This is a genomic window from Flavobacterium collinsii (genome assembly GCF_902804485.1).
GTDB classification, from domain to species: domain Bacteria; phylum Bacteroidota; class Bacteroidia; order Flavobacteriales; family Flavobacteriaceae; genus Flavobacterium; species Flavobacterium collinsii.
Genome location: NZ_CADCST010000085.1, coordinates 177,812 through 203,813, shown reverse-complemented (window position 1 = coordinate 203,813; position 26,002 = coordinate 177,812). Strand labels below are relative to the sequence as shown.

At 36.5% G+C, this 26,002-nt stretch carries 16 protein-coding genes; 13 read left to right on the top strand and 3 right to left on the bottom strand.

Translation table 11 applies throughout. From position 1 onward, the window contains the following. The first annotated feature begins 18 nt into the window (after positions 1–18). Positions 19–3,324: a tail fiber domain-containing protein gene (locus FLA105534_RS12665; protein ID WP_173966486.1), complete on the top strand. Its 3,306-nt coding sequence runs from the start codon at positions 19–21 to the stop codon at positions 3,322–3,324. A 386-nt stretch (positions 3,325–3,710) separates the two neighbouring features. Here the strand turns inward: FLA105534_RS12665 and FLA105534_RS12660 are convergent, their stop codons facing one another. Then, positions 3,711–4,694, bottom strand: coding sequence for a hypothetical protein (locus tag FLA105534_RS12660; protein ID WP_173966485.1), 984 nt, complete (start codon positions 4,692–4,694; stop codon positions 3,711–3,713). A gap of 463 nt (positions 4,695–5,157) precedes the next feature. On the opposite strand from FLA105534_RS12660, the gene FLA105534_RS12655 reads away from it, so the two are divergent. Beyond that, positions 5,158–5,394, top strand: coding sequence for a serine hydrolase (locus FLA105534_RS12655; protein ID WP_173966484.1), 237 nt, complete (start codon positions 5,158–5,160; stop codon positions 5,392–5,394). A gap of 112 nt (positions 5,395–5,506) precedes the next feature. On the opposite strand, the gene FLA105534_RS12650 is transcribed toward FLA105534_RS12655, so the two are convergent. Then, a complete protein-coding gene (locus tag FLA105534_RS12650; RefSeq protein ID WP_173966483.1) occupies positions 5,507–7,705 on the bottom strand; it encodes an alpha-galactosidase in 2,199 nt (732 codons plus the stop codon). Positions 7,706–8,525: 820 nt separating this feature from the next. Here FLA105534_RS12650 and FLA105534_RS12645 point away from each other — a divergent pair. From FLA105534_RS12645 to FLA105534_RS12595, 11 genes are all read left to right on the top strand, one after another. Further along, the gene (locus tag FLA105534_RS12645; protein ID WP_173966482.1) at positions 8,526–11,777 is read left to right on the top strand and encodes a SusC/RagA family TonB-linked outer membrane protein; all 3,252 of its coding nucleotides are present in this window, start codon (positions 8,526–8,528) and stop codon (positions 11,775–11,777) included. 23 nt (positions 11,778–11,800) lie between these two features. Next, on the top strand, positions 11,801–13,501 hold the full coding sequence (locus FLA105534_RS12640; RefSeq protein WP_173966481.1) for a RagB/SusD family nutrient uptake outer membrane protein: 1,701 nt from the start codon (positions 11,801–11,803) through the stop codon (positions 13,499–13,501). A gap of 178 nt (positions 13,502–13,679) precedes the next feature. Beyond that, a complete protein-coding gene (locus FLA105534_RS12635; RefSeq protein ID WP_173966480.1) occupies positions 13,680–15,113 on the top strand; it encodes a hypothetical protein in 1,434 nt (477 codons plus the stop codon). Positions 15,114–15,411: 298 nt separating this feature from the next. Next, positions 15,412–17,427 (top strand): hypothetical protein, encoded by a 2,016-nt coding sequence (locus FLA105534_RS12630; RefSeq protein ID WP_173966479.1) that lies wholly within the window; start codon positions 15,412–15,414, stop codon positions 17,425–17,427. 272 nt (positions 17,428–17,699) lie between these two features. Continuing rightward, entirely contained in the window at positions 17,700–18,053 is a 354-nt protein-coding gene (locus FLA105534_RS12625) for a hypothetical protein (RefSeq protein ID WP_173966478.1), read from the top strand. A gap of 160 nt (positions 18,054–18,213) precedes the next feature. Continuing rightward, entirely contained in the window at positions 18,214–18,594 is a 381-nt protein-coding gene (locus FLA105534_RS12620) for a heavy-metal-associated domain-containing protein (RefSeq protein WP_173966477.1), read from the top strand. Between the two features lie 65 nt (positions 18,595–18,659). Then, entirely contained in the window at positions 18,660–19,148 is a 489-nt protein-coding gene (locus tag FLA105534_RS12615; protein ID WP_246253237.1) for a TlpA family protein disulfide reductase, read from the top strand. A gap of 1 nt (position 19,149) precedes the next feature. Then, on the top strand, positions 19,150–19,677 hold the full coding sequence (locus FLA105534_RS12610) for a heavy-metal-associated domain-containing protein (protein ID WP_246253236.1): 528 nt from the start codon (positions 19,150–19,152) through the stop codon (positions 19,675–19,677). Positions 19,678–19,679: 2 nt separating this feature from the next. After that, positions 19,680–20,486, top strand: coding sequence for a hypothetical protein (locus FLA105534_RS12605; RefSeq protein WP_173966474.1), 807 nt, complete (start codon positions 19,680–19,682; stop codon positions 20,484–20,486). 48 nt (positions 20,487–20,534) lie between these two features. After that, positions 20,535–22,508: a protein-disulfide reductase DsbD family protein gene (locus FLA105534_RS12600; RefSeq protein WP_173966473.1), complete on the top strand. Its 1,974-nt coding sequence runs from the start codon at positions 20,535–20,537 to the stop codon at positions 22,506–22,508. 348 nt (positions 22,509–22,856) lie between these two features. Further along, positions 22,857–23,603 (top strand): HesA/MoeB/ThiF family protein, encoded by a 747-nt coding sequence (locus FLA105534_RS12595; RefSeq protein WP_173966472.1) that lies wholly within the window; start codon positions 22,857–22,859, stop codon positions 23,601–23,603. 121 nt (positions 23,604–23,724) lie between these two features. On the opposite strand, the gene FLA105534_RS12590 is transcribed toward FLA105534_RS12595, so the two are convergent. Further along, positions 23,725–25,986 (bottom strand): T9SS type A sorting domain-containing protein, encoded by a 2,262-nt coding sequence (locus FLA105534_RS12590; protein WP_173966471.1) that lies wholly within the window; start codon positions 25,984–25,986, stop codon positions 23,725–23,727. Positions 25,987–26,002 lie beyond the last annotated feature (16 nt).

Here is a 26,002-nt window from a genome sequence, read left to right as displayed (position 1 = left end):
GTTAAAAAAGCAAAACAAATGAATACCAATCACAACAGAATAAAAGTAGCAGATTTAGAAAAAAATGTTCCTGAAAAAATCCTGACTACTAATAATGATGGAGAGTTAGAATTTACTGACATCAGTACTCTTAAAATAAATAGTTACAATGCCCTTGATTACAATGTGGAAGGAAAAGCACTAGATGCCAGACAAGGTAAAATTTTAAAAGATTTGATTGATAGTATTAATAGATTATTAGTCTCTGATCATGTTAATTTAAAAAACATACAGGAATTAGCTGATGCTATTGAGACAATCCAAAATTCACTGAATAACATTTTAGTAAATGACCTTACTTCCGGAGGATCGACAAAGGCTTTAACAGCCGAAATGGGGAAAAATTTGCAAAATAATAAAGTTGATAAAATTAATGGAAAAAGCTTGCTCTCTGATACAGAAATTGCACGTCTTGGAACACTTTCTAACTATGAGCACCCTGAAAATCACCCTGCTACCATCATTTTACAAGACCCAAATAATCGACTTGTAAGTGATACAGAAAAAGCCATCTGGAATGCTAAACAATCTTCTTTAGGCTTTACTCCTGAAAACGTGTCTAATAAAAATAGTGCTAATGGATATGCAGGACTTGGTGTTGATGGAAAGTTAATTGCGTCTCAACTTCCTTCTATTACAGTAAACGACACATTTGTAATTGCTTCGCAAGCAGCAATGTTATCGTTAAAAGCAGAAACAGGGGACATTGCTGTTAGAACGGATTTAAGTAAATCTTTTATTCTTAAAGGTTTAAATTCGGCTACTTTAGCTGATTGGCAGGAATTGCTAACTCCTACTAGTGCCGTGACAACAGTATTTGGTCGTAACGGAGCCATAACTTCTCAAACAGGTGATTACTCCGCTGATCAAATTGCAGAAACAACGAGCAGAAAATTTCAATCAGCAAATCAACAGCTGTTTAATGATGCTACAAGTTCAATTCAAACACAATTAAATTCTAAAGCTTCTGCTACAGGTTCTGGTGCATCTGGAACTTGGCCTATTAATGTAACTGGAAATGCAAATACCACAGGAGGTCTGGCCGTTCACTCTTCAACAAATAACGAGCCGAATAAAATTGTCAGAACCGATAGTAATGGTTACATCCAGGCTGGGTGGATTAATACAATTTCTGGCGATAATGGAACAAATGCAATTAGTAAAATTTATGCATCAGACGATCAATATTTAAGATATTATACTCCGGCAAATTTTATAAACACTTTAGGATTGGCAACAAAATCCGCCACAATTCCATCAAACATCTATAACGGAACCCCTGTTGCAACTTATTTTATTACTAACGGAGCTGTAAGTGGCTTAAAAGTAAAATTACCATTCGCTTCAAACTCAGGCAAAATGGTTTCATTTACCGTTCGACTGTATCAATCATACGAAGCATATGATATTCAGTTTTCAGGTTATTTATATGAAACCATTAACAGTTGGTATTCTCCGAAAGCCGTTATGATATGTGGTACTAATCCGATAAATGTAATCATGGGTACAGATTCAGACGGAAAGGCCTATGTTTGGCTGGCAGGAGGAAATTATTCAGGCGCAGCAGTCTTAGACGTAGTAGGTGGATATAACACCGCCGATTGGAATAATGGATGGGCAATAACAAATGATTCATCAGTCCCTAATCAGACATTAAATACTACTGTTTACCCTGCAATAAACACAAATAGTTACAAATATTACTCAGCATTTTCTGGAATTGTCAGCTCAGGAAATGGTTTTCAAACTGCTAATTATGCTACTAATTTAAGAAATAGAATTTGGTCATTCGGAGATGCTGATCAATATGGCTTAAGCTACTTTCAGGGGACTTCCGGTCAATACGGTACCGACTCTATTGGAATACATTTTGGCAATGCTACAAATGCTGCATCAAAATTTATTTTTGCTAGTAATGGCGATTTAAAGACAACAGGATTAACAAGCAGTACGGCTTTTGGAGTTACACAAACAGATGGCTCTGGTCAAGGCCTCTCTCTATATGCTGGTGCTGTAAATGGTAAACCAGCGTATGGCTTAATGTTTGCGACAACTTCCAATTACGGTGGGTACGGGGCTGTTAATGGAGATTGGGCAACCTATCTTACAATGGATGGAGCTACAAATCGAGGATGGATATTCCGCTCCATTAATACAAATGTCGCAAGTATTAGTGCAACTGGTGCATTTACAGGATCAAACTTTATTGGACCATTATCTGGAAACGCCAGCACATCAACTTTATCTAGCCAACTAAATTGGACCAATTACGGAAGTGGTCATACCATTTTCGATGCATCATCATCATTATCACCTTCAGGTACATCTGTAAACAATGCAAATTCTCAAATTGCCTGGACCGCTACTTATCCTTCACTTATGGGATGGAATGGATCAAATACGTTTGGAGTAAGAGTCGATTCTTCTAGAATTTCTGATAGATCAACACGGGCAAATGGCAATTTCTACATTGATGATAATTATGGAAACGGAATCGTTGGGGTATATTCCTCAACAAGATATCAAGGGATTTATGCTATGGGAGATGCCTATAAGTTAGCGACAGATGGTTCAACTACAAATGATTGTTATGGACTAGCCTGGACACACCCTAATGTTGGTGGTCAATCAAAGGCGGGATTAAGTCATCAGCTATTGGTAATGGAGGCTGGAACTACAAAAACGGCAATTGGTACCGGAATTTGGACTTCAGGATCTGTTACGGGATCCCGATTTGCTGCTGGATTTGATGCCGGTGTCGCAAACTCATTTTCTTGTGATGGCTGGTTTAGATCTGGAGGCTCTTCGGGCTGGTACAATTCTTCTTATGGAGGAGGAATTTGGATGCAAAACACTACAAATGTAGAAATTTATGGAAATAAACAACTTTTAGTTAATAACAATATAACAGCTACCGGAGACGTAATAGCATATTATTCTGATGAGAGACTAAAAACAAGAAAAGGCAATATCATCAATGCTATTGATAAAATTAAGACATTAAACGGTTTTTATTACAAAAACAATAGTTTAGCAAAAAGTTTTGGTTATAAATGTACCGATTTGCAAATCGGACTCTCTGCCCAAGAAGTAAAAGAAATTTTACCTGAAGTCGTCACTATGGCGCCTTTTGACAGAGAAATCACAGAAAATGGAACTGAAATTTCTAAATCTGGCGAAAACTATTTAACTGTTAATTATGCTAAAATTGTGCCTTTACTGGTTGAAGCAATAAAAGAACAGCAATCTCAGATAGATTTTTTATTAACAAAAATAGGCAAATAAGTCGTTCGACAATAATCTCGTCGAGTTCACAAAAAAGAGGCTATCCGAAAAGTATGAACTTCCTCTTATTATGTTATTGTTTTAAATTTTTACTTTAGTTCGACGCGGATAAAACAGATTTACTTCGTAAAAACGCTGATCAAAACAGATTTTCTAATGTATAGAATCCGTTTTGATCAGCGTCTTCGCGATAGCGAATCCGTAAAATCAGCGTTGAATTAAGACGTGTAATTTTTGCCAACCAAATAAACTTCTTTTAGATTATAATTCAATCTAAATTATTTATAAAAACAAGGCTGTCCTTACTTTTTGGACAGCCTCTTTTTTTATACCGGTTTGTTTTATTATAATCAGTTATGATTAAAAATCAAACAAACTGTAACGACCTAAAGATGTTTTATAACATAGTCGATAATATCTTTGATTATTTCGTCTACTGCATTTGCTTCAGGGTTAAATGTACTTCCGTCAAAATATCGGGCATCAGTACCATTTCCAGTAGGAGAACGATGATGTACATCAATAGAATCTCTCCAAAAATTAGCATGATTTTTCCATTCTTCCCTATTTACCAAAGCTGGTTCTGTGAACCACAGATTCCATGACAACGTATTTCCCGGCTGAAGCATATTCCCTGAGCCAAGATTAAAAGCTTTCATTATTAATTGATTGAAACCATCCACTACTTTATCTTTGGTCAACTTAATATCTCCAATTTCAACTGCAAGGTAGGCCGTGGCAAATGCTTTATCATTATGTAACGCAAACGGAGGGTTTTCGAATTCAGGATTTAATCCGTGTATTACTTTAAAAATTGGCTGATCAGGATTATTCTGCTCATGTGTAGTAACTCTTATTGCATTCTCTTTATTCAACGGGAATTTTGGAAAACTATATTCCAATAGAGGCCAAATTTCTTTTATCTTATCCCCTTGCTGTTCATTTGGTGTCAACCAAATTTTACCTTCAACAGTCATGTCTATTGCGACCTCTTTTGTCACTTCATTAACCCAACCTCTTTGACCGGTAACCGTAACCTCTACATTTATACAAATTTCATCTTTAAGCCACACTCCTTGTTGAGGGCAGATAACAGAATATACTCTTCCTTCATCCGTATAACCGGCTCTCGAAATATAAGGTGCAAATTGCTGATAACACCTTTTCGGATTGACACTGCCTTTTTGCGTTTCCCAACTAAACTCCGGCCACTTTACACCAAGCTGACGTTGTAAAAAATTAATATTATCCATATTACCTAACATCGGTAAAGAGGAAAGATCCCTGGTTGGATACAACATAGGGGAACCCGCTGGTGGAAATCCACCAACCCATCCGAGTGGAATGGGTGTGTTTTCATTGTTTTGCATAATTGTTGACTATTTAGGTTTAAGTAATAAATCTAACCCAAAATAAAATCTCGCATCCACGTATAATTACCTGTTTTTAAAAAGAAATGTAATATTTAAGCTATAAAAAAAGTTATGAGTTAAGTACTTTGAAAAGCAAACTCTTTCTAAAACAACTTTAACAAAACTCCGAGCTTCTCTTACTAAACTGACGAATTCTAACAAAGAAAAACAAGACCCCAAAAAAAATAAGCCGTATTGTTTTTCATATATCTATATTATTATTTTTACACAGATTACTGAATCAGTATTATTTAGGTAAATGCATTTTTTGAATAAATAAGATTACAAGAAACTGGCTTCTATCAATTTCCTTACTATCCTCTTCCTTTTGTCTGGCACAGACTTCAATACGATCCAATAAAAAAAAGCTACAACTGAAACCACCACTATCAAAAATACAGTAGAAACGGCAGCAACCAAAATGACAGAAAAGCCTTTAAGTCATTCTATTTCAATAGGAATCCTTTATCACGGAAAAGAGTTTATTTGTCATTATGGGGAACTAGAAAAAGGAAAAAATAATGCTCCCAACAATGAAACAATCTATGAAATTACTTCATTAAGTAAAACTTTTACAAGAACACTGGCAGCAAAAACGGTCATTGATAAAAAACTAAATGTTGATGATAAAGTTCAGAAATATTTGATGAAATACTAAAAGACTAAAAACTGCTTACTATAAAAAAGCTCAAAATTATTGATACTAAAAAAGCCCTTCAAAGTGGAGTTTTCTCCATCGAAAGGCTTTTTGTTTATAGAAACTAATTCAACTATAATTCGGTAATTTCAAGGACAACGCTTGTTTCAACTTTAGAAGAGGAAACTCGTAATCCCACATTCATTAAATAATCTCCTGTGAAAGATTCTCCGGATTCTTCCAAAGATTTCTTTCCTTCGGGCATTAGATTGATTTCTTCTACTCTGTAGGTTTTATTTGGATCTAAACCTTGCAAACGAACAGAATTGTATTGTGGATCGTAAAGCGGATGAAGTGTATACGAAAACAATACGGCCTTGCTTTTTGACTCGTTTACATACATTAATACGGCACGGCTTTCGTCATAAGGAGAAATGATTCTATACAAATCACCATGCCAAATTACGGGGCTCAGTCGTTTATAATTGGCCACTGCATCCTGACAGTATTTCAATTCTTTTTCTTTAAGTTCTTTCACATTAATATCAAAGCCCAGCTTGCCCATCATCGCCACATCGGTCTTGAATTTAATCGATTGATTTCCCCATGATGTTACGTGATTACAAATCGAGAAAGCCGGAAAAAACTGTGAATAGCCCCATTGTATAAATACTCTATTGAAAGGATCGGTATTGTCACTTGCCCAAAACTCCGTAAAATACTTCAACAATCCGTAATCGGTTCTGCCGCCACCTCCGGCGCAAAGCATCATTGGTAAATTTGGATATTTCGTTTTAATTCGGTCCAAAACTTTATACAAGCCCTGGGTATATTCAATAAACAAATGCGACTGCTGGTTTTTTAAATAGGTGGAATAAGCATTGGTCATCATTCGGTTACAATCCCATTTAAAAAAAGCTACTCCCGAATTGGTCTGCATAATATCATCTACCGTCTTGAATACAAAGTCCTGTACTTGCGGATTGCATAAATCTAAAACCAACTGGGTACGGTAATAACTTTCAGGTCTGTTGGGCAATTTTAGTACCCAATCCGGATGTTTTTCATACAATTCACTCTTCGGATTAACCATTTCGGGCTCTATCCAGATTCCGAATTTAACTCCTGTTTTTTCTGCTTCCTGCATCAGGAAACCTATACCGTTTGGCAATTTTGTTTTGGTAGCCTGCCAATCTCCAAGGCCTGATTTGTCGCCACTTCTCGGATATTTATTCCCAAACCAGCCATCATCCAACAGGAACATATCAACTCCTAAAGTTTTGGAATCAGCAAACATGTCCGTTAATTTCTTTTCGTCAAAATTGAAAAAAGTAGTTTCCCAATTGTTCAATAAGGTCAGACGTGATTTTTCACCATCTTTTACGCCATATTTTTTAGCCCATGAATGCAGATTTCTACTCGCCTGCCCTTTTCCTTTATTCGAGAAAGTATATATAAAAGAAGGCGTTGTAAATATTTTTCCTGGTTGAAGACTGTATTCAGAAGCAAATGGATTAATCCCCGAACTAATTCGAAGCGAATTCTTATTATCCAATTCAAAAGCAAACTTAAAATTTCCTGACCAGGCAATTGTACCGGCTACAAGTTCACCCGAATTTTCATTGGCTTTAGCATTAAGAGACAAAAAGAAAACCGGTGTTTGGTACATATTCGTACGAACTCCTAATTTGGAATCAATCACTTTTGTACCACTCGTTAATTCACTTTCCTGCATTCGAACCTCTTTAGCCCAGTCTCCATGAAATTGAGTCAACCAATATTGATCGGCATCAAAATGCAGCATCGATGACGCATAATTATACAACATAACCGCCTTTTTTTCGTGATGCACAATTTCCGTCCACTGTTCAATTGTATTTTCATTGTAAAATGCTTTATAATGCAGTGTGACTTCCACAGGATAAACAGGATCTTTAAGTTTTATAATCGTTTCGGTAGTATTGGCATCTATTTTTTGCGAACTATGACTTACATAATTTAATTCTAAAGAAGGATTTCCATCATTATGAGTCATTCTAATTGCCGGCTCAAACAAGTTTTCTGTTCCAAAAGTTGGATAGGCCTGATGCCTTAAATTAACCAAGGGGTTCCCGTCGTTTATAACAAATGACTTTGTATTCTCTTTTGAAACTGCGGCATATCCTAAGTTATCTTTGAGTTTCGTTCCTAAATAAGACTGATAAAGCAAGCCATTCTTTCCTACTTTTAAGATCAAAGCCGTATTTTGAGTTTCGATCTGAATTTGTCCATCTTGCGCATTAGCTTTACTAAACAAGATTGTAAGAGCTAATAGAAATAGTAGTTTTTTCATAAAATTTGTTTGGTAATAGTAAGTGGTTCTTTCTTTATATATGGTTTGCAAAATTCTTTAGTAGTAACACCGTTTCACTGCTTTACATCCTGAAATCCCAATTGCATCATAGTGTTCTTTTAATTACGCTAATCATTGATTAAAAATGAGTTCCAAAAGTATAATAATCACATGTTTCCCCATACCAGTACCTACCAGTTTATTTTGGTGCATTGTAAAAAGTAGTTTATTCAAATCGTATTAAATTCTTAATTCTAATACTATATTATCCACTTTTGACCCTCAAAAAGGTTAATCTTACCAGTAAAGCAAAAAATCTAATGCAATATCATTTTATAGTTTTCGAAAAGAAAATAAACTTTTTTAACCTTCAAAATTACTCTTTCACAAATCCGGAAAAGGGCTTTATAACAAGAGCATTTTAATATTTCATAAGATATTACCAGCTTTTTAATTTATCCTGAAAACCACCTCTTTTTTCTTGTTGCAGGACAATCCAGTCACCACAGGAGCAATAAAAACAGGAAAATTCCTCGATTACAAATGATTTTACGTTTTGTGCTTTATATTCATATATTATCCACTTTACTTTTCATATTAATTTATTTTTAAACTATTTTTTAAACATATCGTAAAAAAACTGGTGGGTACTGGTATGTAAGAGTGTCGAACATTTATACTTTTGGTTTTCACATTGATCTCTTTTTCAAACACAAACAATCAAGTACTCCACGCATCTTATTTGTTTTAAAAAGAAAAAAAAGCGATTCAATAGGACAAATTAGAGAGTTCATTACTAACCAAAACCACTAAGAAAACCATGAAATTATTAACCAAAGACAAGCCAAAACACGATTGGCTTACTACTGAGATCTGGAAGGTTACCAAACTAACATCGGGATTTCTATTCGCTATGACCATACAGGTTTCTACCGCAGCGGAATCTAAAGACATCAAACTTTCTTCGAAGTTTATCAACGCTCCACTTATCGAGTGCAATTCAACCAGCAGGAAATTAGCTATTGACAGACTAAGTACAACAAAAAGTTCCGCCCTTTTATTCACAGAACAAAAAACAATCAAAGGGAAAGTAACCGGTACAAAAGGAGAACCACTTCCGGGGGTTAACATTCTGATAAAAGGAACAAAAATTGCCGTGACTACAGACTTCGACGGTAACTTTTCAATAGACGTTCCGGATTCCGGTAGCATACTGGTTATTTCATTTACCGGTTTTGTAACCAAAGAAGTTACCGCTGGGAATGCCTCAAATATCCAGCTTGAAGAGCAAAATCAAACCTTAAATGAAGTGGTTGTTGTGGGATATGGAACTCAGAAAAAAGGTTCTACAACCGGAGCAATTGCCTCTATAAAAGGCTCGGCCCTGACACAAAATGCTTCAGCAAACGTTTCAAACGGTCTTGCCGGACGTGTGTCGGGAGTAATTGCCAACAATCGTTCGGGAAGACCCGGTGATGACAGTTCCAGCCTTTTGATTCGAGGATTTAATTCCTTTGGAGGAGGTACCAGCCCACTGGTAGTTGTAGATGGTATTCCGGATCGCGATCTGAACAGAATCAATCCCGATGATATTGAATCGGTTACTATTTTGAAAGATGCATCGGCTGCAATCTATGGAGTTCGTTCTGCCAATGGAGTAATCCTTGTTACCACCAAAAGAGGTAAAGTTGGAAAACCAACGATTAAAATTGATGGTTCTTATGGTATTCAGCAATTAACAAGAATGGACCAAAGGGTTAATTCCTGGCAATACATGACGTATTACAACGAACTGAATGCCAACAAAGGAACAACACTTCCTTATACGCAATCTGATATCGACAAATACAAAGCGGGCAACGATCCTAATTACACAAGTACAAACTGGTTAAAAGAAGTGTACCGAAAAGATGCTCCACAGGCTAACGTTTCTCTTTCTGTAAATGGCGGTAATGAACAGGTAAAGTATTTCTTTTCCGGTCAGTATTTAAATCAGGAAAGTAACCTTAGAAACAGTGACGAAAGATACAGACAGTTTAACTTAAGATCGAATATTGATGTTAATATCTCTTCCAATTTAAAAGTTAACCTGGATATTGCAACCCGCAAAGAGGATCGAAATTACCCGGCAGTCAGTATTGGAAGCATCATGCACGAAACGGTAAGTATGTACCCTTTTATTCCGGCTTACTGGAAAAATGGTTTGCCATCTTCAGGAATTGCAAACGGAAGAAATCCAATCTTAATGTCTTCTTCGGCGGCTGGTTATGACAAAGTGGCAAACTTAATTGTAAATCCAAAAATAGGGTTCGACCTAAAACTGCCTAAGATTACAGAAGGGCTTTCTTTGAACGGTTATGCAGCATTTGATTACAATGTTCGCAGTCAGAAAAAGTTCACCAAACCATGGGATGCTTATTCTTATGATAAGACAAATGATAGTTACAATAACGTAAAAAACAGTACGAGTATAACGAGTGTATTGCAAAACGAGCAAATTACGAATCAAAATACTTACTTCTTAAAATTAGCTTACGATCGTAAATTCAACAAACATGGTTTTAATGCTTTTGTGGGATACGAACAAACTACTACTGACAAAACTGAAACAATCGCCTATAGAAGAGATCTGTTAAGTGATCAGCTAGATCAAATTTTTACCGGAGGGACAAAAGGACAAAATGCTACCGGAAGTGCTTATCAGGACGGAAGACAAAGTTACCTGGGTCGTATTGCTTATAATTATGATAATAAATATTTTGCCGAAGTTTCCTCCCGTTACAACGGATCTTTCAACTTTCCGTCAGCAACTCGTTGGGGATTATTCCCTGCCATTTCAGCAGGTTGGAAAATATCTGAAGAGCCCTTTTTCAAAAACAATATCAAAGCAATCGATCAGCTTAAATTGCGAGCATCCTGGGGAAAAATGGGTAATGACGATTTAGGCGAATGGATTAACGGTGTATTTTATCCAAACCAATATCTTTTCTTAACTAGATATCAGTTAACTACAAATCAGCAGAATTACAGTTACTTTGGTTCAGATTATACCTTAAACAAGAGTATCTATCTTTCGGCTACACCAAACCCTAATATTACGTGGGAAGTACAACACTCTACAAACGTTGGACTTGACTTTGGATTCTTAAACAACAAATTAACCGCCACTTTTGACTATTTCAGCAACAAAAGATCTGATATTTTAACGGCCAGAAATGCGTCTGTGCCTCTATACACCGGATTGGCACTTCCGAAAGAGAACATTGGAGAAACGGTTAACAGAGGTGTTGACTGGTCTTTAAATTATGCAGATACAAGTAATCCATTCAAATACAGTGTTGGTTTTAATCTTACTTATGCACAAAGTGAAGTGCTGTTTCGTGACGAGGCTTCGAACATTCCTGAATGGCAAAAATCAACCGGAAAAGCAATCGATTCCTGGTTAGTTTACCAAACAAACGGAATTTATCGCACTCAGGCAGATGTGGACAATTCTGCTCATTTTGAAGGTGCAAAACCGGGGGATATTTGGGTAAAAGATACAGATGGTGATGGTAATATCACATCTAATGATAAAGTTAGAATTCCACAATCGGCTACGCCAAAAATTGCCTATGGTATTCCGATGAGAGCTGAGTACAAAGGTTTTTCTATCGACTTACTTTGGACAGGGCAATCAAAGGCCAAACAAATGATTCTTCCGCAAGGACAAGGAGCGATCGTAGCACCGCCAACATGGTTGTACAACGACAGGTATACAGCAGACAATCCAAATTCTAAATATCCTGTAGCCTTTAACGATTCTGATAACAGAAATAATATTCCGGCCGATTTTTGGTTGAGAGATGCCTCTTTCTTTAGATTAAAATCATTAGAAGTATCCTATGTTTTACCGGAAAAATCCCTTTCCAGATTTGGAGTACTGAACATGAGAATTTACGCTGGAGGAACTAATTTGTTTTCTATCGATCATATGAAACAATACAACTTAGATCCTGAAACCAACAATACAACAGGAGTAAATTATCCGCAAACCCGAATCTACAGATTGGGTGTAACTATTGAACTATAATGTTGCCACAAAAAAAATCTGACATGAAAAATTATAAAAATAATAACCAAATCAATATAAAAAAGAAGGTGCTTATTCTTGCCTCTTTTATTATCGCAATCACCTCTTTTACATCCTGTAGCGAAGATCCGCTGGACAAAGTTCCTTTGGATTCGTATACAGATGCAACAGTTTGGAATGATCTGAAACTTGCTGAAGCTTTTGCAAACAATCTGTACAATGTTTTACCGAGCACGCAACACAATTGGAACAACAAAACAAACCGCAGCTGGATTTTGTCTACTGCCTGTGACGAAGCTTTTAATAATTTTAACGATTATGACATCTGGACTGTAAATTCAGGAGCGCTGACACCCGATAATGCAAGTGATTTTGATATCTGGAAACCTACCTACGCTACAATTCAAAACTGTAACATCTTTTTGTCCCGAATTGATAACGTTCCGGGAGACGAAGCCGCACGCAACAGATTAAAAGGTGAAGTGATTTTTTTAAGAGCTTATGCTTATTTTAAACTAACAAGTGATTACGGCGGAGTTCCGCTGATTACAACTCCTTTTGATTTAAACAGTAATTTTAAAGTAGATCGTAGTACGTATGAGCAATGTGTTGATTTTGTCGTTACCGAGTTAGACAAATCTGCTGAATTATTGCCATTAGCGACTTCCAGTCTTGGAAGAATTACCAAAGGTGCCGCACTTGCAATTAAATCAAGAGTATTACTTTATGCTGCGAGTCCTCAATGGAATACTACTAACGATATTTCTAAATGGAAAAAAGCATCAGACGCAGCAAAAGCTGTTATTGACTTAAACATCTATCAACTTTATGATAAAAAGTATGAAGATCTTTTTACTACAAACAATTCAGAGATTATCTGCTCCCGTTTGTCCAGTAAAGACCCACAATGGAGCGCTTTTAATGGTGTAGAAATGTTTAATTCTCCAAGTGGTTTTCACGGTTGGGCCAATTTTGCGCCAAGTCAGAGTCATATCGACGCTTACGGAACTGCCGACGGAAAAGATATTACTGATCCAACATCTGGTTATAATCCACAAAAACCTTATGTAAACAGAGATCCCCGTTTTTACAAAAACATTGTGTACGACGGACGTGCTTATGGAAAACCTGAATTTTTTAAAGATCGTTATGATGCAGGAAGTTCCAATAAAGCAGAGTTTTATGAAGGCGGATTAGATTCTCCTCAAGGTTGGGATACCTGGAATGCCAGCAAAACACGTTACACCTTTCGCAAATACTGTGACACAACATACAATTACAATAGCGAAACACAAACCAACAAAGCCTGGATTATTTCCCGCTTAGGCGAAATTTACCTGAACTACGCCGAGGCACAATTCAAACTGGGCAATGAAGGTACGGCAATTCAATATTTAAATGCGATTAGACAACGTGCCGGAATAACAAATCCGCTGACAGGTCTAACCGGTATAGCTTTAGAGAACAAAATCCGCAATGAAAGACAGGTTGAATTATGTCTGGAAGGATTTCGCTATTATGATGTTCGCCGTTGGAAAATTGCCGAGCAAACGGAAAATAAACCTTTAATGGGAGTCGTAATTACCAAAAATGGAGATGGGTCAAAAACCTATACCTATACTAAAGTGCAGGATCGTTTTTTTAAACCTCAGCATTACTTATTACCAATTCCGAGGGATGAAACGAACCGAACCAATCTAACTCAGAATCCAGGTTATAATTAGAATTTAGGATCACAACACTCCCTAAAGTATAATTTATAAGAATTTAATTATCAGTCTCATGGTTTATAGTCGATCGAAAAAACTGGTAATTCTGCAAACCCACTCTGAAAATTGTGTGGGTTTGCTTTTAAAATTTTACTCCTAATGGTAAAAATCAATTCCAATAAAAAATAGCTACATGAAGAGTCGATTTATAATTATAGTTGCAAATTGCTGTCTCTTTTTTACTGCATTTGGCCAAAACACTACAACTTTCAAATCATCAGATCCTGCTATAGAGCTTGCTTTTAACCGTGCAAAAACGATGGCTCTAAGCTACAAAGGGAACTCAAATGATCCGGTTGGACCCTGGTATGAAGCAGCACTTCCGTCCCGATCCGCTTATTGTATGCGGGATGTAGCGCACCAAAGTATTGGTGCGGAGATACTCGGATTACATAAAGAAAACAAAAACATGCTTTCGCTCTTTGCCAAAAACATTTCAGAAAGTAAAGACTGGTGTTCGTACTGGGAAATCAATAAATATGGGAAACCGGCACCGGAGGATTACAGAAACGACAAAGAATTCTGGTATAATTTAAACAGCAATTTTGATGTAATGTTTGCCTGTTGGAGATTGTATTTATGGACAGGAGACGAAAGCTATATCAAAAATCCTGAATTTGAAAACTTCTTCGAAAAATCAGCCACCCTCTATATTGAACGCTGGGTACTCGATGCGGACTCGTTACTAACAAGACCAGAATTCCCAAACGCTACTCTACCGTTTAACATAAAAGACGATTTCCATAAATGCCGTGGACTTGCCTCCTACTCTGAAGGAATTCCGGGTTTAAAAATGGGTGTAGATTTAGTTGCGGCAATTTACCGTGGCCTGCTCACCTACTCTGCTATTTTAAAACAAAAAGGAGAAGATGAGAAAGCAATTTTTTTTGAAAAAAAAGCCGCAAAATACAAGCAACAAATCGAACAGACCTGGTGGGACAATACCAACTCAACCTATAATGTTATTTATACCAGTAACGGAAATTTTAGTAAAGACGGCGGTGAACTCTTTCTCTTATGGTTTGATGCTTTAACGGACGCTGCCCGAACTAAAAAAACAATCGAACACCTTATTTCCCAAAAAACCAATGTCGAAAATTTATCTTATCTCCCTTATCTACTATACAAATATGGTTTTGGAGATAAAGCTTACGAATATATTTTACACTTAACGAATCCCACTACAGAAAGAAGAGAATATCCTGAAGTTTCGTATGGTGTAATCGAAGGCATTGTACATGGTTATATGGGAATAGAACCTGATGCAACCACAAAAACAATAACGACTTTATACCATGGTAAAAACAATACCACAACTGAATTAGATAACTTACCCATTTTAAATACACTACTATCTGTAAAACAGGAAAGCAAGAAAACGACGCTACATAACAAGGGAAATAGCACAATTCAATCCCGAATTATGTTCTCCGGAAATTATGAAACCATACTTCTGAACAATAAAAAAATTACCGCCAGCCACAAAAAAGATGATAACGGAAATTCCTATACATTTGTTGATGTCCCGCTACATTCCGGACAAATAGCAACTGCATCTTTAAAATAATAATAAAACAACTAAAAAATTTATCTAATAAACAACACAAACAAATACTACTAATACGATAAATAATAAGCTGCTGGCGGTAATTACTTTTTAAAACACATAGAAACATAGATTTTAACACCTGAAAAAGACGTTTCACTTAATTAAAAATACAGATAGATTAACTATGTGAAAGAAATGTATTTATTTAGATACTCTTCTAATTAAAAATAAATACTATGTTTCTGTGTGTTTAAATTAAATTTTACATCATATAAAAACAATACAAGAACAAACCGTAATTTTAAAAATAAACTTAATGAAGAGATCCTTTCAAAAAAGACAAAAACACATTCTATTTGCCATTGTCGCTTTTTGTTCCATAGTGGGAAAAACATTTTCGCAGGATGATCGTCGTTGGCAAATCAACCAGGATGGTACTATTTCCTGGCAAATAAATAATAATATTCCGCATGATGATCATATCGAAATGAGCGGTAAGAAAGTTTCCTGCGTGCTAAGATACGGTGTTGCTGCTGACGGTTCGTTCCATGCTACCCGCAGTTTGGTCTGGCCAATGCTCAGAACAATTCCTAATAATACCCATGCCAGTTTAACGCGCCAGTTTGCGCAAGATGGTTTTAATCTGGTAACCGTGAATTATAAACCTATTACGGCAGAAAAAGTGGTTTCGCTAAGCCTTGACGGAACATTGCTTGTTAAGAGTAAAGCCGGTAATACACTGGAATTAACCAGACAATTTTTCCCTTCAACCACTTTGGCAGGTTATTGTGAAATTTATACCCTAAAAAACATCTCTGAGAAAAACTGTGTTGTAGAAATTCCAAAATCGAATGCAATTTATACCACAGATCCAACAAAGGGAACAGAAGGAAGTTATAAGTTGCATGTCGATCTTTTTAATTCAGGAAACTATACTCTTAAAACAAATGAAACCATTAGTTTTTCTGTTTTCTACTCCGGTGTTAAAGCAAATGAACAAGTTCCTGTTGCTAATATTGATGAAGAAAAAAACAAACGCATTCAATTTACGAATGAAATATGGAGTAAACTGATCTTAGAAACACCCGATCAGGTTTTGAATACAGAATTTGCTTTTGCTAAAATCAGAGCTTCCGAGAGTATTTTTGAGACCAAAGGCGGTCCTATGCACGGTCCGGGAGGGGAATCTTATTATGCGGCCATTTGGGCAAATGATCAGGCAGAATATATCGGTCCCTTCTTTCCTTTTTTAGGATATGATTATGGGAACCAGGCCTCACTAAATGCTTATCTGCAATTTGCAAAATTCATGAACAAAGAATACAAACCTATTCCGAGTTCGATTGTTGCCGAAGGAACTGATATTTGGGCTGGAGCCGGTGATCGTGGCGACGGAGCTATGATAGCCTACGGAGCTGCACGCTATGCTCTTTCGAGAGGAAATACAGATGAAGCCAAACAATTATGGCCTTTGATTGAATGGTGTCTTGAATATTGTCATAGAAAACTAAATACTGATGGCGTAGTCACTTCAGATTCTGATGAGCTCGAGGGGCGTCTACCTGCCGGAAAAGCCAATCTCAACACCTCATCTTTGTATTATGATGCTTTAAATTCTGCCGTTTATCTGGGTAAGGCTTTAGGAAAAAACGAAGCGCAACTGAAAACCTACAAAGCAGAGGCTGAAAAATTAAAAGCAGCTATTGAGAAATATTTTGGAGCTAAAGTCGAAGGTTTTGAAACCTACAAATACTACAAAGAGAATGATGTTTTAAGAGCCTGGATCTGTACACCGCTCACAATGGGTATGTACGATAGAAAAAGCGGAACTATAAACGCCCTATTCTCTCCTCGATTATGGACCAAAGATGTCCTTGCCAGCGTAGCCGGTGATAAAATCTTCTGGGATCGTTCGACTTTGTATGCCCTAAGAGGCGTTCTCGCCGCTGGTGAAACAGACAAAGCACTGGATTTTCTGCATTACTATTCGAACCGTCGTTTATTAGGAGATCATGTTCCCTACCCTGTAGAAGCCTATCCCGAAGGTGATCAGCGTCATCTTTCGGCAGAAAGCGGTTTATATTGCCGAATTTTTACCGAAGGGTTATTTGGTATCCGACCTACTGATTTACACCGTTTCGACCTCACCCCACGTCTTCCGAAATCCTGGTCTGTTGTGAAAATGCGCCATATTAACGCATTCGAAAAAGATTTCGATATTACGGTGGAGAGAGCGGATAAAAAACTTAAAATAACAATCTCCGAAGGCAAAAAAATTATTACCAAAAAAATTATTGAAGACGGAAGCACAATAAACATCAGCCTTCAATAAAGTAGACCCAAAATTAAAAACGAGTTCTTTTTTACTAAAACTTTGATGTACCGATCAGATTTCAACTGCTGGTTTTTAGTCCTAACTATTGTTTTGCTATTTAATGTCAGGTATTCATTCTGCCTGAATTGCAAAACACTAATTAGAATTGGTACATCAAAGTATATGAGCATCAAAAGAGCCCCCCCCTACCATCTTGTGTTTTTTTCTAAAATATTTACAAAAAAATTAACAAGCTAAGCCAGTAAATAAAAATATCTTTGTCGTCGACTATGACAAAAAAGTTCTACATACTGCTATTCGTTACGCTTGGTTTCCTGATGGGACCAACGTTTACTTATGCGCATGGAACAAAAAAAGAAATGTCATGTTGCAAAAAAGAATCTGCTGCAAAAGATTGTTGCAGCAAAAAAGATACGAAAGACAAAAAACATGGCTGCGATAAGAGCTGTATGGGGAATTCCTGTACACCAACCAGTAGCTGTGGATTCTCGCCAATGGCAATCTTTCATGTAGAAAACCATTCTCTTTTTGGTTTTTCTGAAAAAAAACAAACTTACTTTTATTCAGAAATCTTTATTTCTTCAGATTTCCGTTCTATCTGGCTTCCACCTAAAATAAGCTAGATTCCTTTCGTGACAGCCCAAGGTCTGTCTTATCCAAAAGGCTTTTCTAAGGCCTAAATTCAAAACTATTTTTTAATCTTAATCTGTATCAGAAATAGCTGTATTTGCTATCGTTTCTGCTATGCTTTAGGATTAATTCATCCAAAAAAAATTACATACAATGAACTCAATAACAAAATTATTGATGGCAATGTCTCTATTGCTATCAGTTACTTTCGCCAGCGCTCAAATTAAAAATAAAACCACTGAAAAAGTAAAAGTAAACGGTAACTGCAGCATGTGCAAAAAAGTGATCGAAACTGCCGCAAACGTTAATAAAGAAGCTAAAGTAAACTGGAACGAAGACACCAAAATTGCTACTATTACTTACGATGCTCAAAAAACGAATCTTGATGCCATTCTAAAACGCATCGCTGATGCGGGATACGATAATGAAAAATTTAAGGCTCCAAATGCGGTTTATGACGAACTACACGGATGTTGCCAATACGATAGAGAGGCAAGTGATAAAAAACAAAACAATTCATCATCACATCATTAAAAACCGATTTGTTCGTAATGCAGGTTCTTAAAACCTCATTACGAACAACTATTAAAAAAAATATCATGTTCAAAATAAAAAATATAATCACCTTATTCACGCTTATTGCAACTGTTTCTATAACAAATGCACAAATAAAAGTAGGAGATCATTTTCCGGATGTTCAGCTTCAAAACAACAAGAATGCTGTAGTTAAACTAAATTCTTTTAAAGGCAAAACAGTCTTAGTAGACTTCTGGGCTTCGTGGTGCGCTCCTTGTCGACTGGCTAATAAAAATTTGGTTAAAATGTACAATCAGTACAAAGGTCAAAATTTTGAAATCGTAGGAATATCGATAGACAACGACAAAACAAAATGGTTAAAGGCCATTGAAAAAGATAAAATGAAGCACCAGCAATTAATTGACCCAAAAGGTTTTGATGCCAAAACGGCTGTCACTTTTGGAGTTGATGCTCTGCCTTCTACTTTTCTTTTTGATGCGTCAGGAAAACTGATTGCCATCAATCCAACAGAAGCTCAAATAATTGCTCAAATCAAAAAAAACAACAAATAAAATGAAAACCTTACATATAAAATTCATAGCCCTTACACTTATTTTCTTATTAGCAGGTGTAAAATCGTATTCTCAAATTACAAAAGCCGAAATAATGGCTACAGGATTAACCTGTTCTATGTGTTCGAATGCTATAAACAAACAATTAAAATCTTTTACAGAAGTAGATAGTATTAGTACTGATTTAAACACCAATACATTTACCGTTTATTTCAAAAAAGACAGTTCATTAGAGCCTAAAGTTTTGAAAAAAGCAGTTGAAAAAGCAGGTTTCTTTGTGGGTTCAATGGTTTTAACAGCAAAGTTTCATGTAGATAAAATTGAGGACAATACAACGCTGAAAGTCGATGATGCCACTTATACTTTTATCGATATAAAAAAACCTGTAGCACATGCAGAAGGAAAGTACAGGGTTTTAGACAAAGGTTTTGTGACTCAAAAAGAGTATAAAAAACTCCTTAAATCGTACTCGAAATATCCTGATTACGCTACAGAAAATGAGAATGATTATTATTTAAAAGCCCTATAAAAATGAAATATCTGTCAATAATCTTCTTATTCCTTGTTTCGTACCAAATAGATGCACAAGAATTATTTGTAGTAACCGAACCCGCCAGTAATGCTCCAGCGGGTTCTATCGGAGTTCGTGTTGGACAATCCTTAATGGAAAAGAAACTTGAAAGCGGTTCCATGTACAATTTAACCCCGGAGGTTACCTGGGGAATAAATAAAAACTTAATGGTTCGTACCTCAGCTTTTTTAAGCAATCAGGATAACGGACTGGGATTAAAAGGTGGTGGTTTCTATGCAAAATACAGATTCTTTTCTGTAGACGATTTACAAAGTCATTTTAGGATGGCTGCCTTTGGGCGATACAGTTACAATAACTCCTATTTTAATCAGGAAGCGATAGACTTAGCCAACGGAAATTCGGGATACGAAGCCGGTTTGGTAGCCACTCAGTTAATTCATAAAGTAGCCCTAAGTTCTTCCGTAAGTTATGTGCGTGCCCTTAACAATGCCGATTACAGTTTTCCGGATGCACTGGGTAAAAATGCCATAAACTATACGTTCTCTGTAGGTAAATTGATGCATCCTAAAAAATACACCAGTTACAAACAGACCAATATTAATGCAATGCTGGAATTTACCGGACAAACCATTACTGAAAATGGCAGATCGTACCTGGATGTAGTTCCATCGATTCAGTTTATAATCAACAGTCAGGCAAGAATTGACTTAGCTTACAAAAAAGAATTGTACAGCTCTATGCAGCGTATGGCAACCGATGGTGTTTTCCTGAAGCTTGAATATACTTTTTTCAATGTAACAAAGTAAACAAATCCTATCATCACCGGAACAAATCGTTCTGATTAAACCTATAAAATGAAGAAAATACTTTATCTATTATTTCTGTTTTTGGCTTTAGCCAAAGTACAGGCACAGATTATAAATCCTGTGAAATGGAAAGCTTCGATCGAGAAAAAATCCAATTCCGAATATCAGTTTTCTTTTAAAGGAGCTATTGAAAAAGATTGGCATGTATACTCACAATTCACTCCTGAAGATGGCCCTCTTCCGGCCGAATTCCTTTTTCATGATATAAAAAACAATTATGAACTCGTTGGAAAAGCAACTGAGAGCGAAACTAAACGAGAGTTCAATGAGATCTTTGGTGTAGATGAAATTTTCTTTTCGGACAAAGTTGTTTTTACCCAATTAATCAAACAGACCAATCTGAAAAAAGAAGTCATACAAGTAGAGCTTTCTTATCAGGTATGTAAAGAGAATTGTATTAGCGAAACCAAGTACTTTGAATTCAATCTCAAAACGCTTGAAGCAAAAGAAATACAGGCTGCCGATATTACAAACGAAAAAACTGAGAAAACAACAGTAAATCCCACCATAGAAAAACAAACGGAATCTGAAAAAACGGATTCCAGTTTGTACATGATTTTCATTATTGCGTTCTTATCCGGTTTTGCCGCACTGCTTACCCCTTGTGTGTTTCCTATGATTCCCATGACAGTGAGTTTCTTTACCAAACAAAGTAAAACGAAAGCTAAGGGAATTAAAAATGCTATTATTTACGGAATTTCAATCATCCTTATTTATGTATTTCTAGGAACTGTAATTACGCTAATTTTTGGTGCCGATGCCCTAAACGCTTTGTCGACCAACGTATGGTTTAATATTATCTTTTTTGTCTTACTTGTCGTATTCGCTTCTTCTTTTTTAGGCGCTTTCGAAATCATGTTGCCCAATTCGTGGGCCAATAAAGTAGATCAGCAGGCAGATAAAGGCGGGATCATTGGAATCGTATTTATGGCATTGGCTCTGGCAATTGTTTCTTTTTCCTGCACGGGACCAATTATAGGAACTCTATTGGTCGAAGCAGCTTCTAAAGGTGGAATTGCACCAATTGTGGGAATGTTAGGTTTCTCATCGGCTTTGGCATTACCTTTTATGCTTTTTGCCATGTTCCCGGGCTGGTTAAATACATTGCCAAAATCTGGTGGCTGGCTCAATACCGTAAAAGTGTTTCTAGGCTTTCTGGAATTGGCTTTGGCATTTAAATTTTTATCTAATGCCGATTTAGTGCTACAGCTGCACTGGTTTGAAAGAGAAATCTTCCTGGCCATTTGGATCGCTATATTTGGTACGCTGGCTTTCTATTTATTTGGAAAAATAACCTTGCCACATGATTCTCCTACATCATCCATTTCGGTAGGCCGTTTAGGTGTTGGATTAATCGTATTGACATTTACCATTTATCTGATTCCAGGATTGTGGGGTGCTCCTTTGAAATTAATTAGTGGTTTCCCTCCTCCAATGACTTATAGCGAATCTCCGTATGGCGTGGGTGGGGCTGGAAAAAACACCTCATCAGCTGAAAAAGTATTACCAGACGGAGCTCATAAAGGTCCTCATAACATCACAGCTTTCACGGATTATGAAAAAGGGCTGGCCTACGCCAAAAGTGTAAACAAACCTATCCTTTTAGATTTTACGGGATTTGCCTGTGTGAATTGCCGAAAAATGGAAGATTATGTATGGTCTGATCCTCGTATTTTGTCCATCTTAAACAATGAAGTCGTCCTAATTTCTTTATATGTTGACGACAAAAGAGAATTACCTCTTGAAGAACAATATGTATCTAAAGAAACCGGCAAAAAGATTACAACGATAGGAAATAAATGGAGTGATTTTCAAATTACACGCTACAAAGCAAATGCACAGCCTTACTATATTTTATTAGATACGAATGAGCAAAAGCTGAGCAAACCTGCAGGATATACTCCTGACATTACTGAATATGAGCAATGGCTGAAATCCGGTATTGCTAAATTTCAAAAATAAAAGTACCATTTTTTTACATCTGTGCATTTTTTAAACGTTGTGCACAATCGTGGTATGGTTAAGACCACAACAAAGGGAGATATTCAGGTATCTCCCTTTTTTTATTATTACAGATCATCAAACTCTGAAACAGAAATTTTATTACAATTTCCCTCGCGAAGCTATAGTGCACGAACACATTTTAAAATCATAATTATTAAGTTTTTATGCTTCAATATTAATATTATTTTCGATAATTTAGCTTTGATGCAGATTCATAAATTAACAGTTTTGATAAACTCTAAGGATTCCTGTTATTCCCTTTTATCTCTGTCAAAAGAACAAATTTTTAACTTCTAAAAAATAAGCATGGAACAAAGGCATATCAGAAATAGACTTTATATTAGCCCGGAAGAACAGGAATTAATAAAAAACACTCCGATATTATTAGGCGGAGCAGGTATAGGAAGCGCTATTGCTGAATGTTTATTGCGATTAGGTTTTGAAACCCTGACCATTATCGATGGTGATGTTGTCGAATTGTCCAATTTAAACCGACAAAATTATACCGAAAACAATATTGCACAACCCAAAGTAGAGGCACTTAAAGAACGATTATTGTCGATCAACAGTCAGGCAAAGATCACAATACACAATTGTTTTTTAACCCCCGAGAATGTTGGAGATTATATAACCGATCATAAAATTGCGATCAACGCACTGGATTTTACTTCTGATGTTCCGCTTATATTCGATTCAATTTGTCAGCAAAAAAACATTCCGGTTTTACATCCTTATAACCTCGGATGGGGCGCATTGGTGTTAGTCATTTCCGATGATGAAGGTTTAGAAGTTTTAAAAAAGCCAAATGAAAAATTTAGCGAAGTGAATGTGGTCGACTATGTTTTAGAATATATGAGGTACTGGGAAAATCCGCAAAAGTGGCTCGAAGAAATACTGGACAAATACAAAAAGGAAAACAAAAATCTGTCTCCGCCGCAACTCCCTATTGCATCCTGGCTAGTTGCAGGAATGTGCACCCACATTGCATTTGACATCGCCACTAACACTCCCGTAAAAACATTCCCGGAGTTTTACTTGACGAGTCTCAAGTAGAAAATTTTAAAATTTTTCTACTTGAATTTTCTCTCTATTATCATATCAAAAACCCCTCCTACAAAACCGTAAGAGGGGCTATATCTATATATTTTACATTTTACATCTCACATTTCACACCCTACTTCTTAATAAATTTCTGAACATAGTTTGCTTTATCAGTCACTATATTGATGATGTACATTCCATTGGTAAAATCACTAACGTTAATCTGATTGTTATTGAATTGAGTGTTAACTGATTTACCCGAAATATCATAGACTGTTACTTTTAACACTTCGTCTTCCGTTCTAATGTTCAATACATCTGAAACCGGGTTTGGATAAACTGCCAGTTCTAATTTCGTGAATTCACCGGTTCCTAAAGTGCTTGTTGTATTTACGATAATTGATTTTTCAACCAGTTTCCCATTTGAATTAAAACGTATGACAACTATCGCATTCCCTAAAGCTTTTGGTGTCAAAACCAATTCATCATTCACATTTATGATTGCCGAAACGATTTCCGTATCGCTAACTGACTTTATTGATTTTACAATTGCTGACGACAAATTATCGGCATCCGAAACAATGTTTTTTAAATCGATTACGGCTGGTTCTTTTATGGACACCTCCGAAGGCAAAGTGGTACTCACTACCGGTGCTGTTTTATCCGGAAAAACAGTAATTGCTGGAAACCAATAATAATCATCTAAAACTTTTGTCTGGGTTAAGCTCCCTGTAGTATCAAAAGTATGAATCCAGTTTTTCTGATAATGTGCCCCAAATCCGTTTTCTGTAGTAGTGAGGATCAACTCATCTGAAATCGGATCGATACGTAAGGCCGCACCATAAGGAATCTGCTTAAAAGCATCTGTTTGCCCCGGAATTGTTGCAAAATTCTCATTAAAGCTTTTTGAAGCAATGTCAAATTTTACAATTTTTGTTCCTGATGTAAAAGAGCTTACAGCGTTTATCCAATACAAAGCATTCTCCTGAGTACTATAAGTAAAACTCCCTGCGTTCCAGGCTCCCCAAGAACCTAAGTATTTGGTTGTTGGAATTGCATATTCCGTTACCGTAAAACTTGTAGCATTAATATTGATTAATTTCTGATCCTGAATTCCCCATACACTTCCGTCTTTGGCCTGAGCTATAGAGTGAAATTTCCCTGTAATCGTCTTAACCAAAGTATTATTGTTTGGATCAATTACCAGAACTCCTCCATTTTGCGAAACGACAAATACGTACTGAGAGGTACGAATCATATTGCCTATTTGTCCAACACTACTTGTTCCGGCTATTACAGCTCCTACTTTTAAGTTGGCAATATCAAAAAGAAAGATCCCTTTTGAAGTACCAATATATCCTGTGTTTTCATTAACCCCTACAAAGTAACGCCCGTCTCCTCCACCGATATTAGCAAATCCGGCAATTTTCTTCATGTTTTGTGCATTAGCAACCACTAATCTGCCACCGGGACTGAAATTTTGATCTCCTCCACTTGCTGCCTGTTTTGAAACAAAATAAATTTTATCTCCGTAAATTGTTCCATAACAAGTGGTAACACCAAAAGTTTCATTATTATTTGCAGTACTATAAATTCGATAATTAATGCTTCCATCTTTATTGATAAAATTCGCGGAACCATTAGTATGACCAAACCAGTCTTCATTTACTACAAAATAACCGTTGGTAAAATCGGTTGCCTCTACATAAGGTGTAACCGGGGTAAAAGTTCCCGCTATAGGCTGTACAATCTTAGATGGTGCATAATTCCAGACATACCAGGAGCCATTTTCTAAAACACGACTGGATGCCCCTGTGCTTACAGCACCAAAATCAGGGTCGGCAGCATTTTTCGTCCAATACGACCATTCTCCATTTGTATATCCGGCCTGCCAGTGGTCATTAGCATCTATGGCCGTATAGTTGTCAAAATCATAAGTAGCTGTATTCACAAAACCATTTGTTGGATAAAGAGGATAAGTATAATCTGTGCCTTTATAAAGTCCTATCGTTTTAATTCCATTCAGATCAAAACCCAATCCTCCTGTCAAAGATCCGGTTTGTGTTCCTTTATACAACAGAGCAAAAAAACGACGATCTGTTTTTAATATGGCTTTTAGCATGTCTTCACCTGTCGCATTACCATCCCATCTGAATCCCCAGATTAGGGCATCGGAATTTTTTCCATCATTCCACTGCACTACAAATGCTGCTTTATTAGAACCGGTACCTACCCAATACTGTATATCGCCAAAAGTTGTCGCACTTTTACCAGTCCTGTCTTTTGCTGCTGCATTTTGTTTACCATCCTCAACCGCTCTGCTCTCCATTATCATCTGTCCCTGTATAGAACATGCAAAAAGTAACATCAATAACAACAAGTAATTTTTCTTCATATTATATTTAATTTAA